23 protein-coding genes, 1 tRNA gene and 1 pseudogene are annotated in these 21,218 nt (G+C 70.1%); 10 read left to right on the forward strand and 15 right to left on the reverse strand.

Features of this window, described 5'->3' with window-relative positions:
- Positions 1-12: 12 nt before the first annotated feature.
- Entirely contained in the window at positions 13-915 is a 903-nt protein-coding gene (gene rapZ, locus LRS14_RS10735; RefSeq protein WP_046112702.1) for an RNase adapter RapZ, read from the forward strand.
- A gap of 4 nt (positions 916-919) precedes the next feature.
- Positions 920-1,543, forward strand: a complete 624-nt coding sequence (locus LRS14_RS10740; protein WP_257799525.1) for an LON peptidase substrate-binding domain-containing protein — start codon at positions 920-922, stop codon at positions 1,541-1,543.
- Here the strand turns inward: LRS14_RS10740 and mutY are convergent.
- From mutY to mutM, 3 genes are all read right to left on the reverse strand, one after another.
- Positions 1,540-2,610 carry an A/G-specific adenine glycosylase gene (gene mutY / locus LRS14_RS10745; protein ID WP_257799526.1) on the reverse strand — a complete coding sequence of 357 codons (1,071 nt, stop codon included), beginning with the start codon at positions 2,608-2,610 and terminating at the stop codon, positions 1,540-1,542. The genes LRS14_RS10740 and mutY overlap by 4 nt on opposite strands.
- 254 nt (positions 2,611-2,864) lie before the next feature.
- On the reverse strand, positions 2,865-4,919 hold the full coding sequence (locus LRS14_RS10750; protein WP_257799527.1) for a dynamin family protein: 2,055 nt from the start codon (positions 4,917-4,919) through the stop codon (positions 2,865-2,867).
- Between the two features lie 102 nt (positions 4,920-5,021).
- On the reverse strand, positions 5,022-5,855 hold the full coding sequence (mutM, locus tag LRS14_RS10755; RefSeq protein WP_257799528.1) for a bifunctional DNA-formamidopyrimidine glycosylase/DNA-(apurinic or apyrimidinic site) lyase: 834 nt from the start codon (positions 5,853-5,855) through the stop codon (positions 5,022-5,024).
- Between the two features lie 100 nt (positions 5,856-5,955).
- On the opposite strand from mutM, the gene LRS14_RS10760 reads away from it, so the two are divergent.
- The 8 genes from LRS14_RS10760 (at position 5,956) to LRS14_RS10795 (ending at position 12,205) form a co-directional block, all read left to right on the forward strand.
- Positions 5,956-7,749 (forward strand): tetratricopeptide repeat protein, encoded by a 1,794-nt coding sequence (locus LRS14_RS10760; protein WP_257799529.1) that lies wholly within the window; start codon positions 5,956-5,958, stop codon positions 7,747-7,749.
- A complete protein-coding gene (locus LRS14_RS10765) occupies positions 7,746-8,279 on the forward strand; it encodes an outer membrane lipoprotein LolB (protein ID WP_232315329.1) in 534 nt (177 codons plus the stop codon). Before LRS14_RS10760 ends, LRS14_RS10765 begins: the two co-directional genes overlap by 4 nt.
- Positions 8,276-9,136, forward strand: a complete 861-nt coding sequence (gene ispE / locus LRS14_RS10770; RefSeq protein WP_404977546.1) for a 4-(cytidine 5'-diphospho)-2-C-methyl-D-erythritol kinase — start codon at positions 8,276-8,278, stop codon at positions 9,134-9,136. Before LRS14_RS10765 ends, ispE begins: the two co-directional genes overlap by 4 nt.
- A 33-nt stretch (positions 9,137-9,169) precedes the next feature.
- A tRNA-Gln gene (locus tag LRS14_RS10775) sits at positions 9,170-9,246 on the forward strand.
- A 71-nt stretch (positions 9,247-9,317) separates the two neighbouring features.
- A complete protein-coding gene (locus LRS14_RS10780) occupies positions 9,318-10,265 on the forward strand; it encodes a ribose-phosphate pyrophosphokinase (RefSeq protein ID WP_046112896.1) in 948 nt (315 codons plus the stop codon).
- Between the two features lie 111 nt (positions 10,266-10,376).
- On the forward strand, positions 10,377-11,018 hold the full coding sequence (locus LRS14_RS10785) for a 50S ribosomal protein L25/general stress protein Ctc (RefSeq protein WP_046112707.1): 642 nt from the start codon (positions 10,377-10,379) through the stop codon (positions 11,016-11,018).
- An 87-nt stretch (positions 11,019-11,105) separates the two neighbouring features.
- Positions 11,106-11,771, forward strand: coding sequence for an aminoacyl-tRNA hydrolase (gene pth / locus LRS14_RS10790; RefSeq protein ID WP_257799530.1), 666 nt, complete (start codon positions 11,106-11,108; stop codon positions 11,769-11,771).
- Positions 11,768-12,205 carry a hypothetical protein gene (locus tag LRS14_RS10795; RefSeq protein WP_257799531.1) on the forward strand — a complete coding sequence of 146 codons (438 nt, stop codon included), beginning with the start codon at positions 11,768-11,770 and terminating at the stop codon, positions 12,203-12,205. Before pth ends, LRS14_RS10795 begins: the two co-directional genes overlap by 4 nt.
- A gap of 47 nt (positions 12,206-12,252) precedes the next feature.
- Here LRS14_RS10795 and LRS14_RS10800 read toward each other — a convergent pair whose 3' ends face one another.
- From LRS14_RS10800 to LRS14_RS10855, 12 genes and pseudogenes are all read right to left on the reverse strand, one after another.
- A complete protein-coding gene (locus tag LRS14_RS10800) occupies positions 12,253-12,525 on the reverse strand; it encodes a YfhL family 4Fe-4S dicluster ferredoxin (protein ID WP_046112710.1) in 273 nt (90 codons plus the stop codon).
- Between the two features lie 14 nt (positions 12,526-12,539).
- Positions 12,540-13,043: a pantetheine-phosphate adenylyltransferase gene (gene coaD, locus LRS14_RS10805; RefSeq protein ID WP_083440494.1), complete on the reverse strand. Its 504-nt coding sequence runs from the start codon at positions 13,041-13,043 to the stop codon at positions 12,540-12,542.
- 44 nt (positions 13,044-13,087) lie between these two features.
- Positions 13,088-13,665: pseudogene (gene rsmD / locus LRS14_RS10810) on the reverse strand (16S rRNA (guanine(966)-N(2))-methyltransferase RsmD).
- Positions 13,662-14,423, reverse strand: coding sequence for an imidazole glycerol phosphate synthase subunit HisF (gene hisF, locus LRS14_RS10815; RefSeq protein ID WP_257799532.1), 762 nt, complete (start codon positions 14,421-14,423; stop codon positions 13,662-13,664). The pseudogene rsmD and the gene hisF overlap by 4 nt, the downstream one beginning before the upstream one ends.
- A gap of 1 nt (position 14,424) precedes the next feature.
- Positions 14,425-15,165, reverse strand: coding sequence for a 1-(5-phosphoribosyl)-5-[(5-phosphoribosylamino)methylideneamino]imidazole-4-carboxamide isomerase (gene hisA, locus LRS14_RS10820; RefSeq protein ID WP_257799533.1), 741 nt, complete (start codon positions 15,163-15,165; stop codon positions 14,425-14,427).
- A gap of 65 nt (positions 15,166-15,230) precedes the next feature.
- Positions 15,231-15,875, reverse strand: coding sequence for an imidazole glycerol phosphate synthase subunit HisH (gene hisH / locus LRS14_RS10825; protein WP_257799534.1), 645 nt, complete (start codon positions 15,873-15,875; stop codon positions 15,231-15,233).
- A gap of 2 nt (positions 15,876-15,877) precedes the next feature.
- A complete protein-coding gene (gene hisB, locus LRS14_RS10830) occupies positions 15,878-16,480 on the reverse strand; it encodes an imidazoleglycerol-phosphate dehydratase HisB (protein ID WP_046112715.1) in 603 nt (200 codons plus the stop codon).
- A complete protein-coding gene (hisC, locus tag LRS14_RS10835) occupies positions 16,480-17,556 on the reverse strand; it encodes a histidinol-phosphate transaminase (RefSeq protein ID WP_257799535.1) in 1,077 nt (358 codons plus the stop codon). The genes hisB and hisC overlap by 1 nt, the downstream gene beginning before the upstream one ends.
- Positions 17,557-17,594: 38 nt before the next feature.
- Positions 17,595-18,908: a histidinol dehydrogenase gene (gene hisD / locus LRS14_RS10840; protein ID WP_257799536.1), complete on the reverse strand. Its 1,314-nt coding sequence runs from the start codon at positions 18,906-18,908 to the stop codon at positions 17,595-17,597.
- On the reverse strand, positions 18,905-19,546 hold the full coding sequence (gene hisG, locus LRS14_RS10845; protein ID WP_046112718.1) for an ATP phosphoribosyltransferase: 642 nt from the start codon (positions 19,544-19,546) through the stop codon (positions 18,905-18,907). Before hisG ends, hisD begins: the two co-directional genes overlap by 4 nt.
- Positions 19,543-20,838 (reverse strand): UDP-N-acetylglucosamine 1-carboxyvinyltransferase, encoded by a 1,296-nt coding sequence (gene murA, locus LRS14_RS10850; protein ID WP_257799537.1) that lies wholly within the window; start codon positions 20,836-20,838, stop codon positions 19,543-19,545. The genes hisG and murA overlap by 4 nt, the downstream gene beginning before the upstream one ends.
- Before the next feature lie 96 nt (positions 20,839-20,934).
- Entirely contained in the window at positions 20,935-21,213 is a 279-nt protein-coding gene (locus LRS14_RS10855) for a BolA family protein (protein WP_046112720.1), read from the reverse strand.
- Positions 21,214-21,218: the final 5 nt, after the last annotated feature.

Genomic DNA, 21,218 nt, shown 5'->3' on the forward strand with positions numbered 1-21,218 from the left:
CCGTCCGACGCCATGCGCGAGGTGGTGCTGGTCACCGGCATTTCCGGTTCCGGCAAGTCGGTGGCGCTGCATGCGCTGGAGGACGCCGGCTACTTCTGCATCGACAACCTGCCGCCCGAGCTGCTGCCGGACTTCCTGCGCATCGAGCGCGACCGCTCCGACCGCCGCGTGGCCATCGCGGTGGACGTGCGCAGCGCCGGCTCGCTGCCGCACCTGCTGCCGCTGATCGACCGGCTGCGGGGCGAAGGCGTGGCGATCCGCTCGCTGTTCCTCGATGCCAGCACCGATGCGCTGGTGCGCCGCTTCTCCGAAAGCCGGCGGCCGCATCCGCTATCCACCAGGCCGGCGCCGGTGCGCGCGGCCGAAGGCGCACAGGAAGACCCCGCTGGCGACGGCCGCCGCGCGCTGGTCGATGCCATCGAGCTGGAGCGCGAGCTGCTGGCCGAGCTGCGCGAGGTGTCCACCGTGATCGACACCAGCCAGCTGCGCCCGGCGCAGTTGCGGCTGTGGCTGCGCGACCTGGTGGGCGCGCCGCACGGCGGGCTGACGCTGGTGTTCGAGAGCTTCGCCTTCAAGCACGGCGTGCCCCTGGACGCCGACTTCGTGTTCGACGTGCGGGTGCTGCCCAATCCGTTCTACATCCGCGAGCTGCGGCCCTTCACCGGCCGCGACGCCGGCGTGGCTGCCTACCTCGAGGCGCAGCCCGAGGTGCCGGAGATGCTGACGCAGATCGGCGACTTCATCAGCCGCTGGCTGCCCTCCTTCGAGGACGACCAGCGCAGCTACCTCACCGTGGCCATCGGCTGCACTGGCGGCCAGCACCGCTCCGTCTACCTGGCCGAGCAGCTGGCGCGCCGCTTCCGCCAGCGCAGCGCCACGTTGCTGCGCCACCGCGAACTGGACGCACGGGAGTGATGACATGAGCACCGAGCTGCCGCTGTTCCCGCTGCAGACGGTGCTGTTTCCCGGCGGCCGGCTGAACCTCAAGGTGTTCGAGGCACGCTACCTGGACATGGTGGGCGACTGCCTGCGCCAGCAGCGCCCCTTCGGCGTGGTGTGCCTGCAGGCCGGCGGCGAGATGCAGCGCAAGGACCAGGACGGCAACCCGGCCCCGGTGCGCTTCCACGACATCGGCGTGCAGGCGCACATCGACGAGGTGGACGCCGAGCAGGCCGGCATCCTGCACATCCGCTGCAGCGGCCGCGAGCGCTTTGCGCTGCAGAACCCGCGCCGCCAGCCCGACGGCCTGTGGCTGGCGGACGTGGCGCTGCTGACGGCCGACGAGCTGGCCTTGCCGCCGGACGAGATGGACGACACGGTGCAGTCGCTGCGCGAAGCCATCGAGGCCATGCGGCGCGAAGGCGCCGAGCCCTTCATCCCGCCCTATCGTTTTTCGGACGCCGGCTGGGTGGCCAACCGCTGGTGCGAGATCCTGCCCATCAGCCTGGCGGCCAAGCAGAAGCTGATGGCGCTGGACGACCCGCTGGCGCGCCTGAAGCTGGTGGACGAATTCCTGCGCGACCAGGGCGTGATCGGCGGCTAGGCACTCCCCAGCAGCTTGCGGATCGGCGCCGGCAGGCCCAGCGCCATCGCCTCGTCCAGCGTGAACCAGCGGCCGGCGGGCAGCGTCGCTTCCACCGCCTGCAGCGCCGGGCCCTGCAGGGCGTCGGGCAGCCGGTGGTGCAGCGGCTGCAGCGCCCAGTCGAAATGCGTCAGCACATGCTCGAAGGGCGGCAGCGTGGTGGCCACGCCCGGCCAGCTGGCGCTCAGGCGCCTTGGCTCGGCCAGGTCGTCGAAGGGCGGCAGGCTCCACAGGCCGGCCCACACACCGGTGTCCGGCCGCTGCACCAGCCACACGCGGTCGGCCTGCTGCAGCCACAGCAGCGCATTGCTGCGGGCGCCGCGCTTGAGCTTGCGGGTCTTCACCGGATAGCGCTCCGGCTGGCCTTCGCGCCGGGCCACGCACACGGGCTGCAGCGGGCACAGCAGGCACTGTGGCCGTCGCAAGGTGCATACGGTGGCGCCCAGGTCCATCAGGCCCTGGGTGTAGGCCTCGATGCCCTGGGCGGGCAGCAGCGCCTCGGCCTGCTGCCACAGCTGGCGTTCCTGTGCGGCCACGGCCAGGTCGCCGCCGAAGCCCAGCGCGCGCGTCAGCACCCGCTTGACGTTGCCGTCCAGGATGGCGGCCCGCTCACCGAAGCAGAAGGCGGCGATGGCCGCCGCGGTCGAACGGCCGATGCCCGGCAGCGTGGCCAGCACCGCGCTGCTGCGCGGGAAGGCGCCGCCGTGCTCGGCCATCACGGCCTGCGCGCAGCGGTGCAGGTTGCGGGCGCGGCTGTAGTAGCCCAGGCCGCTCCACAGTGCCAGCACATCATCGAGCGGCGCGGCGGCCAGCGCGGCGACGTCGGGAAAGCGCTGCAGGAAGCGCGGGTAGTAAGCCAGCACCGTGGACACCTGCGTCTGCTGCAGCATGATTTCCGACAGCCACACGCGGTAGGCGTCGCGCGTGCCCTGCCAGGGCAGCCCGTGCCGGCCGTGGGTGAGCTGCCAGCCGACGACCCGCTCGGCCACGCCGGGCGTGGCGGCTTCGGTGGGCGGGGCGGGCGGCATGCAGGCGGCGGCAACGGGTTCAGCGGAGGAAACGGCGTCGGCATTCATCCGCGCATCATCCGACACGCAGGCCGCTGGCACGGTGGCACCGCTCAGAACCTGTGAGCGAACCGGTCGCGACCGAGCGGCGCGACAGGGCGGCCTGGATCCAGGCGCAAAGCGCAGCCACAGCTCGGGCTATGGCGAGCATTTGCAACGACGAGCCGGGTCGTCAGGGCGCGTTAAGCGGGCGTGAGTGGTTCGTTCACAGGTTCTCAGCCGGCGCCCTGGCGGCTGCGGCCGGCGGCCGCGGAATGCACCAGTGTCAGTGGCGCGGGCTCCTGCCGCTCCGGCGCGGGAAAGCTCAGCGGAATGTCCACCGTGGCCGCGCTGCGCAGCGCCAGCGAACGCAGCGCCATCGCCTGCGCATGCACCTGCTCGCCCAGCCGCTCCCAGTGGCGGTGCTGCGCCTCCAGCTCGGCAATGCGGCCGGCCAGCTCGCCGGCGGCGCTATGGGCGCGGGTGAGCGTGTCGCGGCGGCGCTCGAAGGCCCGGCGGCGGTCGCGCAGCTGCACGTCCACCTGCACGGTGACGATCTGGCTCCACCGCTCCAGCTCATGCGCCTGGTGCTCGAAGATGACCTCCAGCTTGGACAGCAGCATGCGCAGGAACTGCTCCATCTGCCGCTCGTCGCCCAGCCGCAGCGCATACGGCAGGCCCAGGTAGCGGCCGTAGTTGCGCTCGATCAGGTCGATCTCCGACAGCGCACGGGCCGGCGCCGGCGCCGCGCCCGGTGCCAGCGCGAAGCCGAAGTCGGTGTTCAGCTGCTGGTAGCTGGCCGTCAGCATGGCCTGCACCTCGGTGCCCAGCCCGCCGGCGCGCTGCAGCAGCGCACGCAGCCGCCCGCACAACGCGGAGAACGCCTTGCGCGCCCGCAGGTTCAGCATGCGGCCGGTGGATTCGCGCTGCATCTGCTGGACCTCGGTGCGCAATTGCTCGGCCGACAGCAGCTGCAGGGCATCGCCCACCAGGCGCGACTGCACCGAGCGCAGGGCGGCCAGCCGCGAGGTGCAGCGCTCGAATTCCTGCGCTTCGGTGTCCAGCCGCTCCAGCGTCCACTGCACCTTGGCCGCGCTCTTGCCGCGCACCTCGCGCAGTTCGGAGAGCTGCTCGTGGATCTGCCGGCGCTGGTCCGCCACCCGGCGCGTGGCCTGCGCCTCCACCGTGGCGGTGCCGCCCAGCAGCAGTTCCGACAGCACCTGGCGGCGGCGTGGCAGCAGCTGCGACACCAGCGCATCCTCCAGCGCCGCCAGGCCGCCGGCATGGCTGCTGGCCGCATCCGCGAGCGCGCCCTGGCGCACCCGGGCCACCAGCGCCTGGCGGGCAGAGATCGGATAGACCGCCGCCTCCGGCACGCCCAGCGTGCTGGCCACGCCGGCGCATTGGCGCGTGATCTGCGCCTGCACCTCGTCCTCGGGCAGCAGCGGATCGGCCAGGGTGTCCACCTTGTTCAGCACCACGTAGCGGGCCGGGCCGTGGCCGCCCAGGTGCTCATGCCACACCGCCAGCTCCGACTGCGTGACCCCGGTGTCGGCCGCCACCACGAAGACGATGGCATGCGCGGTGGGCAGCAGAGAGAGCGTCAGCTCCGGTTCCGCGCCCACGGCATTCAGGCCCGGCGTGTCCAGCACCACCAGGCCGCGGCGCAGCAGCGGATGCGGATAGTTGACGACCGCATGCCGCCAGGCGGGGATGTCCACCAGGCCGTCGGGCCGCAGGCGGGGCCCGCTGCCACCGTCGGCGGCGTCCGGTGCCTGCGGCGCCAGGCCCAGGGCCCGCGCTTCTTCCAGCGACACCGCCTTCGTGCGGGTGAGCTCCTGCAGGGCCTGCGCCACCTGCTCGGGCTGGCTGGTGTCCAGGCGCAGCCGCTTCCAGCGGGCGGACTCGGTGCGCAGCACCGCCAGCGGCGCGGCTTCCAGCCGGGTCTCGATCGGCAGCAGCGCCAGCAGCGGCGGCAGCGCATCGTCATGGCCCAGCTCCACCGGGCACATCGTCGTGCGGCCGGGCGTGGCCGGCAGCATGCGGCGGCCGGTGTCGGCGAAGAAGATGGCGTTGATCAGCTCCGACTTCCCGCGCGAGAACTCGGCCACGAAGGCCACCACCAGCTGGTCGCTGGCCAGGCGCGCCTGCAGCGTGGCCAGCACCTGGGCCAGGCCCTCGTCCAGCAGGTCGTCGGCGCCCAGCGTCTGCCCGAAGGCATGCACCTGGCGCCCGGCCTCCTCGCGCCAGGAGGCCAGGGCATCGAGGTGATGGGCGAAGGTGAACTCCATGTCGGGCGGCTCGGTGTGCAGGTTCGCGAACGATGCTAGCGCAGGGGTGATGGGCAAAGCGGCAGCTTCGCTACCGCTTGCTACCGCCCAAGGCCGCCGGGCTCAGCGCTTCTGGCACACCGCGCAGAAGAAGGTGGAACGCTGCGCCTGCACGATGCGCCGCACCGGCGCGCCGCAGTTCGGGCAAGGCAGGCCTTCGCGGCCATACACACGCGCTTGCAATTGGAACTGCCCGTCCATGCCGTGGGCGTCGCGAAAATCCCGAAGCGTGGAGCCGCCCAGCGCCAGCGCGCGCGTCAGCGTCTCCCGCACCGCGCCCAGCAGGCGCGCGGCACGCGGGCGGCTGATGCGTTCAGCCGGCAGCCGGGGGTCGATGCGGGCCTCGAACAACGCCTCGCATGCATAGATGTTGCCGGCGCCCACGATGATGTCGCCGGCCAGCAGCGCGGCCTTGATCGGCGTGCGCCGCCGCTGCAGCGCGGCATGGAACAGCGCCGGCGTCAGCGCCTCGTCGAACGGCTCGTGGCCCAGCGTCGCCAGCAGCTTGCCCGCCATGCCCGCATCGATGGCCGGCGACCACACCACCGCGCCGAAGCGCCGCGGGTCGGTCAGCCGCAGCACGCCCAGCGAGGTATGCAGCTCGAAATGGTCATGCTTGCCCGCCTGCCGCGCCGGCGCCGGCAGGAAGGCCAGCGATCCCGACATGCCCAGGTGCATCAGCAGGCCGCCGGCCGGCTCGCTGGGCAGCTGCAGCGGCAGCCAGAGGTACTTGCCGCGCCGCCCCGTGTCGCCCACCGTCGCGCCCACCAGTTCGGCCGGATCGCGCCCCAGCGGCCAGCGCAGCGGCGCGCCCAGCACCAGCTGCCGCACCTGCGCGCCGGCAATGCGCCCGGCAAAGCTGCGGCGCGTGGTTTCCACTTCGGGCATCTCAGGCATGGAGGCTGCTGGCCGTGAACATCCAACGATTGTGGAGCGCCCGTGCTTCACCGGCCCTTGACACGGCCATGTCTAGAATCCTTCGACTCAAGGAGTCGCGATGCTTGCCCTCTCTCCGCGGTGGCGTGCCGCAACCCGTCACGCCCTCGCTGCTGCACTGCTGGCCGCGGGCGTCGTCCATGCACAGGTGCCCGCCGAAGCGGCCACGCCTGCCACCGCCGCCGCTTCCACACCGCAGAACTCACCGCTCGATGCGCCGCTCTTCTACCAGCTGCTGGTGGGCGAGATGGAGCTGCGCAACGGCGAGGCCGGCACCGCCTACCAGGTGCTGCTGGACGCTGCCCGCCGCTCACGCGATGAGCAGCTGTTCAAGCGCGCCGTGGAAATCGCGCTGCAGGCCCGCGCCGGCGACCAGGCCCTGGGCGCCGCCCGCGCCTGGCGCATCGCCCTGCCCGACTCGGCCGAGTCCCTGCGCTACCAGGTCCAGCTGCTGATGGCGCTGAACCGCGTGCCCGAGGTGGCCGAGCCGCTGCGCGAGCTGCTGGCCCAGACGCCGGTGGTCGAGCAGCCGGGGCTCATCTCGTCGCTGCCGCGCTTCTTCCAGCGCAGCACCGACCGCAAGCAGGTGGTGGAGCTCTTCGAGCAGGTGCTGGCGCCGTACCTGGAGGCCACCGGCACCCGCGCTGCCTCGCGCGTGGCGCTGGCCCGCGCCTGGCAGGCGGCCGGCGACACGCCGCGTGCGCTCACCCTGGCCCGCCGCGCCCAGGTGGACGACCCCAGCTTCCCAGGCCCGGCGCTGCTGGCGCTGGAACTGCTGCCCGGCCAGCCCGAGGCCCAGCGCATCGTCGAGAACTACCTGGACCAGCCCAAGGCCGAGCCCGCCGTGCGCCTGGCCTATGTGCGGGTGCTGAGCGGCGCCCAGCGCTATGCCGACGCCATCAAGCAGCTGGAGGTGGTCACCCGCGCGCAGCCCGACCTGCCCGCGCCCTGGCTCACCCTGGGCGCACTGCAGCTGGAACTGCGCCAGCCGCAGCAGGCCCAGGCGTCGCTGGAACGCTTCATCACGCTGCGGCAGGCCGCCGGCGCCCCGCCGGCCGAGGCGGAAGGCGAGGCCGCGCCCGACGATGGCGACCTGATGCAGGCCTGGCTGCTGCTGGCCCAGGCCGCCGAGCAGCGCGGCGACCTGAAGGCCGCCGATGCCTGGCTTGCAAGGATCGACAGCCCGCAGCGTGTGGTGGAAGTGCAGGCCCGCCGCGCGGTGCTGGTGGCTCGGCAGGGCCGCGTGACCGAAGCCCGCGCGCTGATCCGCGCCATCCCCGAACGCGAGCCCGACGATGCGCGCGCCAAGGTGCTGGCTGAATCGCAGATGCTGCGCGAGGTCAAGCTTTGGCGCGAGGCGCACGACGTGCTGGCCACCGCCACCGCGCGCCAGCCCGAGGACGCCACCCTGCTGTACGAACAGGCCATGATGGCCGAGAAGATCGACCGCCCCGCGGAGATGGAACAGCTGCTGCGCCGCGTGATCCAGCTCAAGCCCGATCACGCACATGCCTACAACGCGCTGGGCTATGCGCTGGCCGATCGCAACCAGCGGCTGCCCGAGGCACGTGAACTGATCGCCAAGGCGCTGGCGCTGTCGCCGGGCGATCCGTTCATCACCGACAGCCTGGGCTGGGTGGAATTCCGCCTGGGCAACCATGCCGAGGCCCTGCGCCTGCTGCGCAGCGCCTACAGCTCGCGCCCCGATCCCGAGATCGCCGCGCACCTGGGCGAGGTGCTGTGGTCCCAGGGCCAGCGCGACGAAGCCCTGCGCCTGTGGCGCGACGCCCAGCAGCGCGACGCCACCAACGAGGTGCTGCGGGAAACCCTGGACCGCCTGAAGGTGAACCTGTGAAGCGACTGTTTCTTGCCTGGATGTCCGCCGCCGTGCTGGCCGGCTGTGCCAGCCTGCCGCCGGCCGATCCCAGCGCCGCCTCCATCAGCGGCCGGCTGGCGGTGCAGGTGGCCCAGCCGGTGGACAGCGATGCCGAACCGCGCAGCATGAGCGCCGCCTTCGAGCTGCGCGGCGATGCCCGCCTGGGCGAGCTGAGCCTGAGCGGCCCGTTGGGCAACACCCTGGCCCAGGCCCGCTGGCACGACGGCGAGGCCGAGCTCCTCACCACCGAGGGCACGCGCAAGTTCCCCAGCCTGGATGCGATGTCGCAGCAGATGCTGGGCGAGCCGCTGCCGCTGGCCGCGCTGATCGACTGGCTGCGCGGCCGTCCTTGGCCGGCGGCGCCGAGCTATGCCAACGACGCGGGCTTCCAGCAGCTGGGCTGGCAGATCGACCTGCGCCGCTATGCGGACGGTGCGCTGGTGGCCGAGCGCTCCGGGGCCCCGGCCACCACCGTGCGGGTGCGGCTGGACAAGCCGTCGGCACCGTGAGCCTGGTCTCGTTGCTGGACGTCCCGGCGCCAGCCAAGCTCAACCTGTTCCTGCACATCACCGGCCGGCGCGCCGATGGCTATCACCTGCTGCAGTCGGTGTTCGTCCTCATCGACTGGGCCGACACCCTGCATTTCGAGCGCCGGGCCGACGGCCGGCTGCAACGCCACGACCTGGGCCCCGCCCTGCCCGCCGACGACCTGAGCCTGCGCGCCGCACGCCTGCTCCAGCAGCGCAGCGGCTGCAGCCTGGGCGTCGACATCTCGGTCGACAAGCAGGTGCCCTGGGGCGCCGGCATGGGTGGCGGCAGTTCCGATGCGGCCACCACGCTGCTTGCGCTCAACCGGCTATGGGGGCTGGGCTGGTCGCGGACCCAATTGCTATCGCTGGCACCGGAACTGGGGGCCGACGTGCCCTTCTTCGTCGGCGGAGACAACGCGTTCGTCGAAGGCATTGGCGAGCAACTGAGTCCGATCGACGTGCCTGCACAGCGCTTTGTTGTGGTCAAGCCACAGGCCTCCCTGGCCACAGCAGAAATCTTTGCGCACCCATTGCTGACACGGGACACAAAGCTGTCTATACTCCAAGGCTCACTTGCAGATACCGCCTTCGGTCGCAATGATCTCCAGCCACCCGCTGAAGACCGCTGCCCCGAGGTAGCCCAAGCGGCTCGGTGGCTGGCAGACCGCTTCGGCAACAGCCGGATGACGGGCTCAGGCAGCGCGGTCTTTGCAAGAATGGACACAGGCACCAACGCCTCGCCTTCGGCGATAGACCTGACGGATCTTCCGGCAGGTTGGGTGGGACGGGAATGCCGAAGTCTGGCCAGCCACCCCTTGCGGGCCTGGGCAGATTGAGTTGAAGGTTGTGGCGCAAGCCGCAACCTGTGTAGGGGAGTCGCCAAGTTGGTCAAGGCATCGGATTTTGATTCCGACATGCGAGGGTTCGAGTCCTTCCTCCCCTGCCAAATATCTTTCTTCCGCTGATCGCCGTCTCGTTCATCTGCCGCCGCCAGGGTTCGCCGTGCTCTTCAACACCATGCTCTTCACGGGGAACGCCAACCCCGTGCTGGCCAAGGAAATCGCCACCCACCTCGGCATCGAGCTCGGCAAGGCCAGCGTGGGCCGCTTCTCGGATGGCGAGGTCACGGTCGAGATCCAGCAGAACGTTCGCGCCCGCGACGTCTTCGTCGTGCAGTCCACCTGCGCACCGACGAACGAGAACCTGATGGAACTGCTGATCATGACGGATGCGTTGAAGCGCGCCAGCGCGCGCCGCATCACCGCCGTGATTCCCTACTTCGGCTATGCCCGTCAGGATCGCCGTCCGCGCTCGACGCGCGTGCCGATCAGCGCCAAGGTGGTCGCCAACCTGCTGGAAACCGTCGGCGTCGAGCGTGTGCTCACGATGGACCTGCACGCCGACCAGATCCAGGGCTTCTTCGACATCCCGGTCGACAACATCTACGCCTCGCCGGTGCTGCTGGCCGATGTGCAGGCCAAGCGCTACCCCGACCTCGTGGTGGTGTCGCCCGACGTCGGCGGCGTGGTGCGTGCACGGGCGCTGGCCAAGCAGCTGGGCTGCGACCTGGCCATCATCGACAAGCGCCGCCCGAAGGCCAACGTGTCCGAGGTGATGCACGTCATCGGTGAGATCGACGGCCGCAACTGCGTGATCATGGACGACATGATCGACACCGCCGGCACGCTGGTGAAGGCGGCCGAGGTGCTGAAGGAGCGTGGCGCCAAGAGCGTGTACGCCTACTGCACCCACGCCGTGTTCTCGGGCCCGGCGATCGACCGCATCCAGAAGTCCCAGCTCGACGAAGTGGTGATCACCAACACGATCCCGCTGTCGGAAGCCGGCCAGGCCTGCAAGAAGATCCGCCAGCTGTCGGTGGCCTTCCTGTTCGCCGAGACCATCCGCCGCATCTCGGACGGCGAATCGGTCACCTCGTTGTTCGCCGAGCAGAACAGCAACTTCTGACCCCATCCAGGCACGGGCCCTTTCCGGCGCGTGCCTTTTTTCGTTGCAGGCCCCATGGCCTGCCCATCCAGGCACCTGGTCGCGGGTGCCTCACTTTTTTGGAGTGAAACCATGAAATTCGTCGCTTACGAGCGCACGCTGCAGGGGACCGGAGCGAGCCGCCGCCTGCGTATCGCCGGCAAGGTGCCGGGCATCGTCTACGGCGCCGGCGAGCCGGCCCAGATCGAGCTGGACCACAACGCCCTGTACTTCGCGCTGAAGAAGGAAGCGTTCCACTCGTCCATCCTGGAGATGGAACTGGCCGGCAAGACTGACAAGGTACTGCTGCGCGACTTCCAGATGCACCCGTGGAAGCAGATCGTGCTGCACGTGGACTTCCAGCGCGTGGACGAGCGCACCCGCATCAAGAAGAAGGTGCCGCTGCACTTCATCAACGAAGAGAACTCGCCGGCCGTCAAGACCGACAAGCTGCTGATCAACCACGTGGCCACCGAACTCGAGATCGAGTGCCTGGCTTCGCAGCTGCCCGAGTTCATCACCGTCGACCTGGGCACCCTGGAAAAGGGCCAGTCGCTGCACGTCAACGACCTGAAGCTCGACAAGAACGTCAAGGTGGTGCTGCGCGGCAAGAAGAACCCCGCCATCGCCTCGGTCGCTGCACCGGTGGTGGAAGAGGAAATCACGCCGGTGGCCGTGGCCCCGGCTGCCAAGGGCAAGGCCGCCAAGAAGAACGAGAAGCAGAACAAGAAGTAAGCTGCGGCGGCCCACGGGCCGCTTCAGCCGAGTTCCGGCTCTCTCGAAGCCCCGCCCCGTGCGGGGCTTCTGCTTTGTGGAACGACGATGATCAGATTGCTTGTCGGCCTGGGCAACCCGGGCCCGGAATACGACGACACCCGCCACAACGCCGGCTTCTGGTGGATCGACCATGTGGCCCGCAAGCTCGGCAGCACGCTGAGCTACGACCGGGGCTACCACGGGCTGGTGGCGCGGGTGAACCGGCCGCTGCCCGGCATCGAAGGGCCGGTCTGGCTGCTGGAGCCGCAGACCTACATGAACCTGTCGGGCAAGTCGGTGGCGGCGCTGGCGCGCTTCTACAAGATCGCGCCGGAGGAAATCCTGGTGGCCCACGATGAACTGGACCTGCTGCCCGGCCAGATGAAGCTCAAGCAGGGCGGCAGCCACGCCGGCCACAACGGGCTGCGCGACATGATCGCGCAGCTGGGCAGTGCCGCCTTCTGGCGGCTGCGGCTGGGCATCGGCCACCCGGGGCACAAGGCGGAGGTGGTGAACTACGTGCTCAAGAAGCCGTCGCCCACCGACCGCGCGGCGATCGACGACTGCGTGACCAAGTCCACCGAGGCGCTGGATCTGCTGCTGGCCGGCGAGATGGAGCGCGCCATGATGAAGGTGCATGCCAAGCCCCCCCGACCCAAGCCACCGAAGCCTCCGCGCCCGGTGGCCGCGGCCGGAATCTCCCCCGCACCACCGCCCACGGACACGCCATGAAAAACCGCCTGCCGCTGTCGTCGTCGTTGCTGTTCATCCCCGCGCTGTGCGCCTTGAACCTGATGCCGACCACCGCGGCGGCCGAGACCACCGTGTACCGCTGCGGGCCGCAGGGGCGTGTGTACTCGCAGCAGCCCTGCGCAGAGGGCACGCCGCTGAGGCTGGACGACAGCCGCAGCGACGCGCAGCAGCGCGCCGCCCGGCAGAGCATTGAACGCGACCAGGCGTTGGCGGACCGGCTGCGCCGCGAGCGCCGTGAACAGGAGGCGGAGTGGGCGGCCCTGCCTCGCGGGCCGGCCGCCATCCGCGGTGTGCCCCAGCAGCAGCCGTCGCCATCCACGCTGCACCAGTGGCAGCGCGAGCCCGGCCCCAAGGCAGGCAAGCGCACGCAGAAGAAGCAGAAGCCGGCCAAGCAGGCGTCCGGCGCAAGTTGAGCAGCAGGTAGGCGGCGCGGCGCAAGCAAGCGCCGACCGTCAGCGCCTCAGCCCGGTGTGGCCGGCGCTGCGGCCTCCGCCTGCAGCCGCCGGTATTTCGCCCACAGCGACTCCTTGGCCTCGACATGCTCCGGATTGACCGGAATGCATTCCACCGGACAGACCTGCACGCACTGCGGCTCGTCGAAATGGCCCACGCATTCAGTGCAGCGGCCGGCATCGATCACATAGAACGCCTCGCCCATCGAGATGGCCTGGTTGGGGCACTCGGGCTCGCACACATCGCAGTTGATGCACTCGTCGGTGATCATCAGGGCCATGGGAAACCTGCGTTCTATTCGCGGGGCTGGGCCACGCGGGTCTGGAGTCGTCGGAGCACGGAGGGTGCCACGAACTTGGAGACATCACCGCCGAGGGTGGCAATCTCGCGCACGAAGGTGCCGCTGACGAACTGGAACTGATCGCTCGGCGTGAGGAACAGCGTTTCCACGTCGGGCATCAGCTGGCGATTCATGCCGGCCATCTGGAACTCGTATTCGAAGTCGCTGACCGCGCGCAGGCCGCGCACCACCACGCTGCCGCCGTGGTCCACCACGAAGTCGCGCAGCAGGCCGCGGAAGGCAATCACTTCCACGTTCGGGTACGGCGCGGCCAGTTCCTTGGCGATCTCCAGCCGCTCGTCCACGCTGAACATCGTGCGCTTGTGATGGCCGGCCGCCACCGCCAGGATCAGCCGCTCGAACAGCCGGCTGGCGCGACGCATCAGGTCTTCATGGCCCAGCGTCATCGGATCGAAGGTGCCGGGGTAGACGGCGGTCAGTCGCTTCGCGGTGGTCACGCGGCACTCTCCTTGGGGTCGATCCCGGTCGTCGGCCCGGCAGTTTAGCTGTCGCGCTGCAGCAACTGGGCATGCACCGCCCCGGCGCGCAGCTGGCGGTGCAGGCGGAAGCCGGCGGGCACCTCCGCCAGGGGCTCGCCGCTTTCCAGGTACAGCCAGCCGGCCGGCGCCACCAGCGGCGCGGCCACGGCAGGGCCGGCGCCGCCAGGCCGGCGTCGAAGGGCGGGTCAAGCAGCACCAGCTCGAAGGCACCCGGCGCACCGCGCGCCATCCAGGCCATCGCGTCGGCCTGCTGGATGCGCAGCGCGGTGGCGGACAGCCGCTGCTGCGCCTCCCGCAGCAGCCGCAGCAAATCGCGGTCGCGCTCCAGCAGCGTGACCTCGATGGCGCCGCGGGAGGCGGCCTCGAAGCCGAGCGCACCGCTGCCGGCGAAGGCGTCCAGCACGCGCCAGCCCGTGAGGTCACCGCCCAGCCAGTTGAAGAGGGTTTCTCGAACCCGGTCGGGCGTGGGCCGCAGGCCGGGCTTGTCCAGCACCGGCAGCTTGCTGCGCTTCCATTGCCCGCCGACGATGCGCACCTCATGCGGCGGCTGGCGGCGCGCCGGCGCCCTGGCCGCCGTCATGCGCGCACGGGAATGCCCCGTTGGCGCATCAGCGCCTTGGCTTCGCCCACGGTGTGCTGTCCGTAGTGGAAGATGCTGGCGGCCAGCACCGCATCGGCACCGCCCTGCTGGATGCCTTCGCACAGGTGCTCCAGCGTGCCTACACCGCCGGAGGCGATCACGGGGACGTCCACCGCGTCGCTTACCGCGCGGGTGAGCGGGATGTTGAAGCCGGCCTTGGTGCCGTCCCGGTCCATGCTGGTGAGCAGGATTTCGCCCGCGCCCAGGGAGGCCATGCGGAAGGCCCAGTCCACCGCATCGAGCCCGGTGTTCTTGCGGCCGCCATGGCTGTAGACGTCCCAGCCGGCGCCGTTCTCACGCGCCTTGGCGTCGATGGCGACCACGATGGCCTGCGAGCCGTACTTGTCGGCCGCGTCGCGAATCACCTGCGGATTGGCGATGGCGGCGGAGTTGAAGCTGACCTTGTCGGCCCCGGCGTTGAGCAGCCGGCGCACGTCTTCCACCGTGCGCACGCCGCCACCCACCGTCAGCGGGATGAAGACCTGCGAGGCCACGGCCTCGATCATGTGCAGGATGAGGTCGCGGCCGTCGGAGGTGGCGGTGATGTCGAGGAAGGTGAGTTCGTCGGCGCCCTGCTCGTTGTAGCGGGCGGCGATTTCCACCGGATCGCCCGCGTCGCGCAGCTCGAGGAAGTTGACGCCCTTGACGACCCGCCCGCCGGTCACGTCCAGGCAGGGAATGATGCGTTTTGCGAGCACGCTAGACCGCCAGCTCGTCGGCGCGGCGCTGGGCTTCGGCGAAATCGAGCGAGCCGGTGTAGATCGAGCGGCCGCAGATCACACCTTCCACGCCTTCGCTCTCCACCGCGCACAGGCGCTCGATGTCGGCCAGGTCGGAGAGGCCGCCGGAAGCGATCACCGGGATGGTGAGGGCCTGCGCCAGCTTGACGGTGGCCTCGATGTTCACGCCGCTCAACATGCCGTCGCGGCCGATGTCGGTGTAGACGATGCCTTCGACGCCGTAGTCCTCGAACTTCTTGCCGAGGTCGATCACCTCGTGGCCGGTGAGCTTGCTCCAGCCATCGGTGGCCACCTTGCCGTCCTTGGCGTCCAGGCCCACGATGATGTGGCCGCCGAAGGCGCTGCAGGCGTCCTTCAGGAAGCCGGGGTTCTTGACCGCGGCGGTGCCGATGATCACGTACGACAGGCCGTCGTCCAGGTAGCGCTCGATGGTGTCCAGGTCGCGGATGCCGCCGCCCAGCTGCACCGGGATCTCGTCGCCCACTTCGGCCAGGATGGCGCGGATGGCCGGCTCGTTCACCGGCTTGCCGGCGAAGGCGCCGTTCAGGTCCACCAGGTGAAGGCGGCGCGCGCCCGCGTCCAGCCAGCGCCGGGCCATGGCGGCGGGGTTGTCCCCGAAGGTGGTGCTGTCGTTCATGTCGCCTTGCTTGAGGCGGACGCACTTGCCGTCTTTCAGGTCGATGGCCGGGATGAGCAGCATGACGGGTTCAACTGGAGGAGGAAAAGGAGGGAGGACGCCGCGAAGCGCTGCGGCGCGAGAAGACGTCAGGGCTTCCAGGAGAGGAAGTTGCGATAGAGGGCCAGGCCATGGGCCGCGCTCTTCTCGGGGTGAAACTGCGTGGCAAAAATGTTATCGCGCGCTATCGCCGAGGTAAAGCGTGCGCCGTACTCCGTTTCCCCCACGCTGTGCGCCGGGTCGGCCGGGCGGGCGAAGAAGCTGTGCACGAAGTAGAAGTAGGCGCCGTCGGGTACGCCGGCCCACAGCGCATGCGGTTTCTGGAACACCTCGTTCCAACCCATCTGCGGCACCTTGAAGCGGCTGCCGTCGGGCTGCTTCTGGCCTTCAAGCCGGAAGCGCAGGCAATTGCCGGCGAACAGGCCCAGGCCGGGCGTGTCCTGCTCCTCGCTGTGCTCCAGCAGCATCTGCATGCCCACGCACACGCCCATAAGCGGCTTGCTGGCGGCGGCCTCGAGCACCGCTTCCTGCAGGCCGGAGGCGCGCAGCTCGTGCATGCAGTCGCGCATGGCGCCCTGGCCCGGCAGCACGATGCGCTCGGCGCCACGCACTTCCTCGGGGCGCGAGGTGACGATCACCTGCGCATCGGTACCGGCGGCGACGTGCATCACCGCCTGCGACACCGAACGAAGGTTGCCCATGCCGTAGTCGACGACGGCGACGGTCCTGGCCACGGTCAGAGGCTCCCTTTGGTCGACGGGATGACGCCCGCGGCGCGCGGGTCGATGGCCATGGCCATGCGCAGCGCGCGGCCGAAGGCCTTGAACACCGTCTCGCACTGGTGATGCGCGTTGATGCCCTTCAGGTTGTCGATGTGCAGCGACACCAGCGCATGGTTCACGAAGCCCTGGAAGAACTCGTAGGTGAGCTGGGTGTCGAAGCCGCCGATCGCACCGGCAGTGAACGGGATGTGCAGGTGCAGCCCCGGGCGGCCGGAGAAATCGACCACCACGCGCGACAGCGCCTCGTCCAGCGGCACATAGCTGTGGCCGTAGCGCACCAGGCCCTTCTTGTCGCCCACGGCCTGCGCCACCGCCATGCCCAGCGTGATGCCCACGTCTTCCACCGTGTGGTGGCCGTCGATGTGCAGGTCGCCTTCGCATTCCACGTCGAGGTCGATCAGCCCGTGGCGGGCCACCTGGTCGAGCATGTGGTCGAAGAAGCCGATGCCGGTGTTCAGCCTGGCCTCGCCGGTGCCGTCGAGGTTGACGCGCACGCGGATGCGCGTTTCCTTGGTGTTGCGGCTGACTTCCGCAATGCGGGCTTGGTTGGCTTCCATCACAGGTTGGCTTTCAGGGCTTGCAGCATCTGCGTGTTCTCGTCGGGCGTGCCGACGGTCAGCCGCAGGCAGTTGTCGAGCAGCGGGTGCATGGCCGACACATTCTTCACCAGCACGCCGTGGCGCTTCAGGCCGGCAAACCACGCGCTGGCATCGGGCACCTGCACCAGGATCATGTTGGCCTCGCTCGGGAAGGGTCGCACGCCGGGCAGGTCGGCCAGCGCGGCCATCAGCCGCTGGCGCTCGGCGCGGATGACGGCGGCCTGGCGGGCGTATTCGTCGGCATGCTCCAGCGCGAAGAGCGCGGCTTCCGCATTCAGCACGCTGATGTTGTAGGGCGGGCGCAGCTTGTCCACCTGTTCGATCAGCTCGGTGCGCCCCATCAGGTAGCCGATGCGCACCCCGGCCAGGCCGAACTTGCTCATGGTGCGCATCACCAGCACGTGGGGCCAGCGGGCCAGCCGCGCCATCGAATCCCGCGCGGCAAAGGGCTGGTAGGCCTCGTCCATCACCACCAGGCCGGGTGCGGCCTGGATGATGCGTTCGATGGCCTCGTCGCTCCATAGGTTGGCGGTCGGGTTGTTCGGGTAGGCAAGGTAGACGATGGCAGGCTGGTGCTGCTCGATGGCGGCCAGCATCGCGGCCTCGTCCAGCTCGAAGTCGGCGGTGAGCGGCACGCCGACGAAGCGCAGCCCCTGCAGCTGCGCCGACATCGCATACATCACGAAGCCGGGCAGCGGCGCCAGGATCGTGGCGCCGGGCACGTCGCAGGCCATGGCCAGCAGCGAAATCAGTTCGTCGGAGCCGTTGCCCAGCATCAACGCGCAGCCCTCGGGCAGCGCGGCATGCTGCGCCAGAGCGGCCTTCAGGTCGTCGATGCGGCCGGCCGGATAGCGGCTCATCGCCACGCGGCCCAGGCGCTCACCCAGCGCCTGCTGCAGCGGCTCGGGCAGGCTGAACGGGTTTTCCATCGCGTCCAGCTTGATGAAGCCGGCGCTGGGCTGCACGGCGTAGGCGTGCATCGACTGCACGTCCTGGCGGAGCACTCGGGCGATTCGGTCGGGCAAGGTGTTCATGCGGCGGCAGGCATTTGGATTGAGCTTGGCATCGGGCTTCAGCGCTTCAGGCGCATCTCGGCGGCCTGCGCATGCGCCTGCAGGCCTTCGCCGTAGGCCAGTTCCGCGGCCACCTGGCCCAGCACCTGGGCGCCGGCTTCGCTCACCTCGATCAGGCTGCTGCGCTTCTGGAAGTCGTACACGCCCAGCGGCGACGAGAACCGCGCGGTGCCCGAGGTGGGCAGCACATGGTTGGGCCCGGCGCAGTAGTCGCCCAGGCTTTCACTCGTGAACGCGCCGAGGAAGATGGCGCCGGCATGCTTGAGCAGCGGCTCCCAGCGGTGCGGATCGCTGGAGCTGACTTCCAGGTGCTCGGGCGCGATGCGGTTGCTGATCTCGCACGCCTCTTCCATCGAGCGGGTGTGGATCAGCGCGCCCCGGCCTTCCAGCGAGGCGCGGATGGTGTCGCGGCGCGGCATGCCGGGCAGCAGGCGCTCGATCCCGGCGCGCACGCGCTCGATGTACGCCGCGTCGGGGCACAGCAGGATGCTTTGCGCCAGCTCGTCGTGCTCGGCCTGGCTGAACAGGTCCATCGCCACCCAGTCGGGCGGCGTGCTGCCGTCGGCCAGCACCAGGATTTCGCTGGGCCCGGCAATCATGTCGATGCCCACGGTGCCGAACACCCGGCGCTTGGCGCTGGCCACATAGGCGTTGCCCGGTCCGGTGATCTTGTGCACCGCCGGCACCGTGGCCGTGCCGTAGGCCAGCGCGCCCACCGCCTGCGCGCCGCCCAGCGTGAAGGCGCGGTGCACGCCGGCCACGTAGGCGGCGGCCAGCACCAGCGCATTGCGCTCGCCCCTGGGCGTGGGCACGACCATCACGATCTCGCCCACGCCGGCCACCTGGGCCGGGATGGCGTTCATCAGCACGCTGGACGGATAGGCCGCCTTGCCGCCGGGCACGTAGATGCCCACGCGGTCGAGTGGCGTGACCTTCTGGCCCAGCAACGTGCCGTCTTCATCGCGATACTGCCAGCTCAGGCCACACGCCTGCAGCTGCCGCTCGTGGTAGCTGCGCACGCGGCGGGCGGCGAACTCGATGGCTTCGCGTTGCTTCGTCGGCAGGCCGTCGAAGGCGGCCTTCAGTTCTTCGCGCGTGATCTCCAGCTCGGCGACCGTGGCCGCCTGCAAGCCGTCGAAGCGTCCGGTGTATTCCAGCACCGCGGCATCGCCACGGGCCTGCACGTCCGCCAGGATCTCGGCCACCCGCTGCTCGATCGCATGGTCGGTTTCGGCCGACCAGTGCAGCACGCGCTGGAACTCGGCTTCGAAATCGGCTGCGGTGGTGGCGAGCTGGCGGAGGGCGAGTGTCATGGCTGGATGGCGGATTCGAAGGCGTCGATGAGGGGCCGGAGGATGTCGCGCTTGAGCTTCAGCGCGGCCTGGTTCACCACCAGGCGGGACGAGATCGGCATGATCTGCTCGACCTCGACCAGATGGTTGGCGCGCAGCGTGCTGCCGGTGGACACCAGGTCGACGATGGCGTCGGCCAGGCCGGTCAGCGGTGCCAGCTCCATGCTGCCGTAGAGCTTGATCAGGTCGACGTGCACGCCCTTGTCGGCAAAGTGCTGGCGGGCCACGGTGGTGTACTTGGTGGCCACGCGGATGCGCGAGCCCTGCTTGACGGCCGCGGCGTAGTCGAAGTCGGCCCGGGTGGCCACGCTCATGCGGCAGCGGGCGATGTTCAGGTCCAGCGGCTGGTACAGGCCGTTGCCGTCGTGCTCCAGCAGCACGTCCTTGCCGGCCACGCCCATGTCGGCGCCGCCGTACTGCACGTAGGTGGGCACGTCGGTGGCGCGCACCAGCACCACGCGCACATCGGGCCGGTTGGTGGTCAGGATCAGCTTGCGCGAGGTCTCGGGATCCTCGGTCACCTCGATGCCGGCGGCCTTCAGCAGCGGCAGCGTCTCGTCGAAGATGCGGCCCTTGGACAGTGCGAGCGTCACGGTCATACAGCGGCCTTCTCGGGCGTGCCGGAAATGCGCTCGATGTCGGCGCCCAGCGCGCGCAGCTTCACTTCCATGCGGTCGTAGCCGCGGTCCAGGTGATAGATGCGGTCGACCACCGTCTCGCCCTGCGCCACCAGGCCGGCGATCACCAGGCTGGCGGAGGCGCGCAGGTCGGTGGCCATCACGCTGGCGCCCGACAGGCTTTCCACGCCCTGCACCACCGCAGTGTGGCCGTCGGCCTCGATGTTGGCGCCCAGGCGCTTCATCTCGTCCACGTGCATGAAGCGGTTCTCGAAGATGGTCTCGGTGATGCGCGCCGCGCCTTCGGCCACCGCATTCACGGCCATGAACTGCGCCTGCATGTCGGTGGGAAAGGCCGGGTACTCGCTGGTGCGGAAGCCCACCGCCTTCGGCCGGCCGCGGGCCTGCACGCGGATCCAGTCGTCGCCGGAGGTGATCTCGGCGCCGGCCTCGCGCAGCTTGTCGACCACGGCGTCCAGGTGGTGGATGCAGGTGTCGCGCAGCGTCACGTCGCCGCCGGTGGCCAGCACCGCGCACAGGAAGGTGCCGGTCTCGATGCGGTCGGGGATGGTGCGGTGGCCGCCGGTGGGCGCATGCAGGCGCGCTACGCCGGTGATGCGCAGCCGGCCGGTGCCGATGCCTTCGATCCTGGCGCCCATCTTCACCAGCATCTCGGCCAGGTCGGTGACCTCGGGCTCCTGGGCGGCGTTCTCCAGCAGCGTCTCGCCTTCGGCCAGCGTGGCGGCCATCAGCAGGTTCTCGGTGCCGGTGACGGTGACCATGTCGGTGGTGATGCGCGCGCCGCGCAGCCGGCCGCCGGGTGCGTTCGCCACGATGTTGCCGTGCTCCACCACGATGTGCGCGCCCATCGCCTGCAGGCCCTTGATGTGCTGGTCGACCGGGCGCGAGCCGATGGCGCAGCCGCCGGGCAAGGACACGGTGGCGGTGCCGAAGCGCGCCAGCAGCGGGCCCAGCGCCAGGATGGAGGCGCGCATCGTCTTGACCAGGTCGTAGGGCGCCACCGGGTTGGCCACGTCGCTGGCGTCCAGCCGCACCTCGTCGGGCCGGCTCTCGCTTGGCTCGGCCTGCACGCCCATGCTGCGCAGCAGCTTCAGCGCGGTCTTGGTGTCCTGCAGGCGCGGCACGTTGCCCAGCTGCACCGGATCGGCCGTGAGCAGTGCAGCGAACAGCTGTGGCAGCGCCGCGTTCTTGGCGCCGGAGATGCGCACTTCGCCCTGGAGGCTGCGGCCGCCGCGGATGAGGAGTTTGTCCATGTGTAGTGTGGCTGGCTGTGCGGCGCCGCCGCCGGCAGCCGGGCCATCACACGCACGGTGAGGCAGCCCGCCGCCCGCGGCATGCCGCGGGGTCGATCAGTGGCGGTGGGGCTCGGCGGCGGGACTGGCGGACGGCTGGGCCTGCCATTCGGCGGGCGTCAGGGTCTTCATCGACAGCGCGTGGATTTCCTCGCGCATGCGCTCGCCCAGGGCGGCGTACACGCGCTGGTGCCGCTGCACGCGGCTCTTGCCTTCGAATTCGGGCGAGACGATGGTCGCGAAGAAATGGCGACCGTCGCCTTCGACGGCCAGGTGTTCGCAGGGCAGGCCGGCGGCGATGAATTCGCGGACTTGCTGGGGTGTGGGTTCGGCCATGGCGC

The sequence above is a fragment of the Aquincola sp. J276 genome, from assembly GCF_024700035.1.
GTDB classification, from domain to species: Bacteria; Pseudomonadota; Gammaproteobacteria; order Burkholderiales; family Burkholderiaceae_C; genus Aquincola; species Aquincola tertiaricarbonis.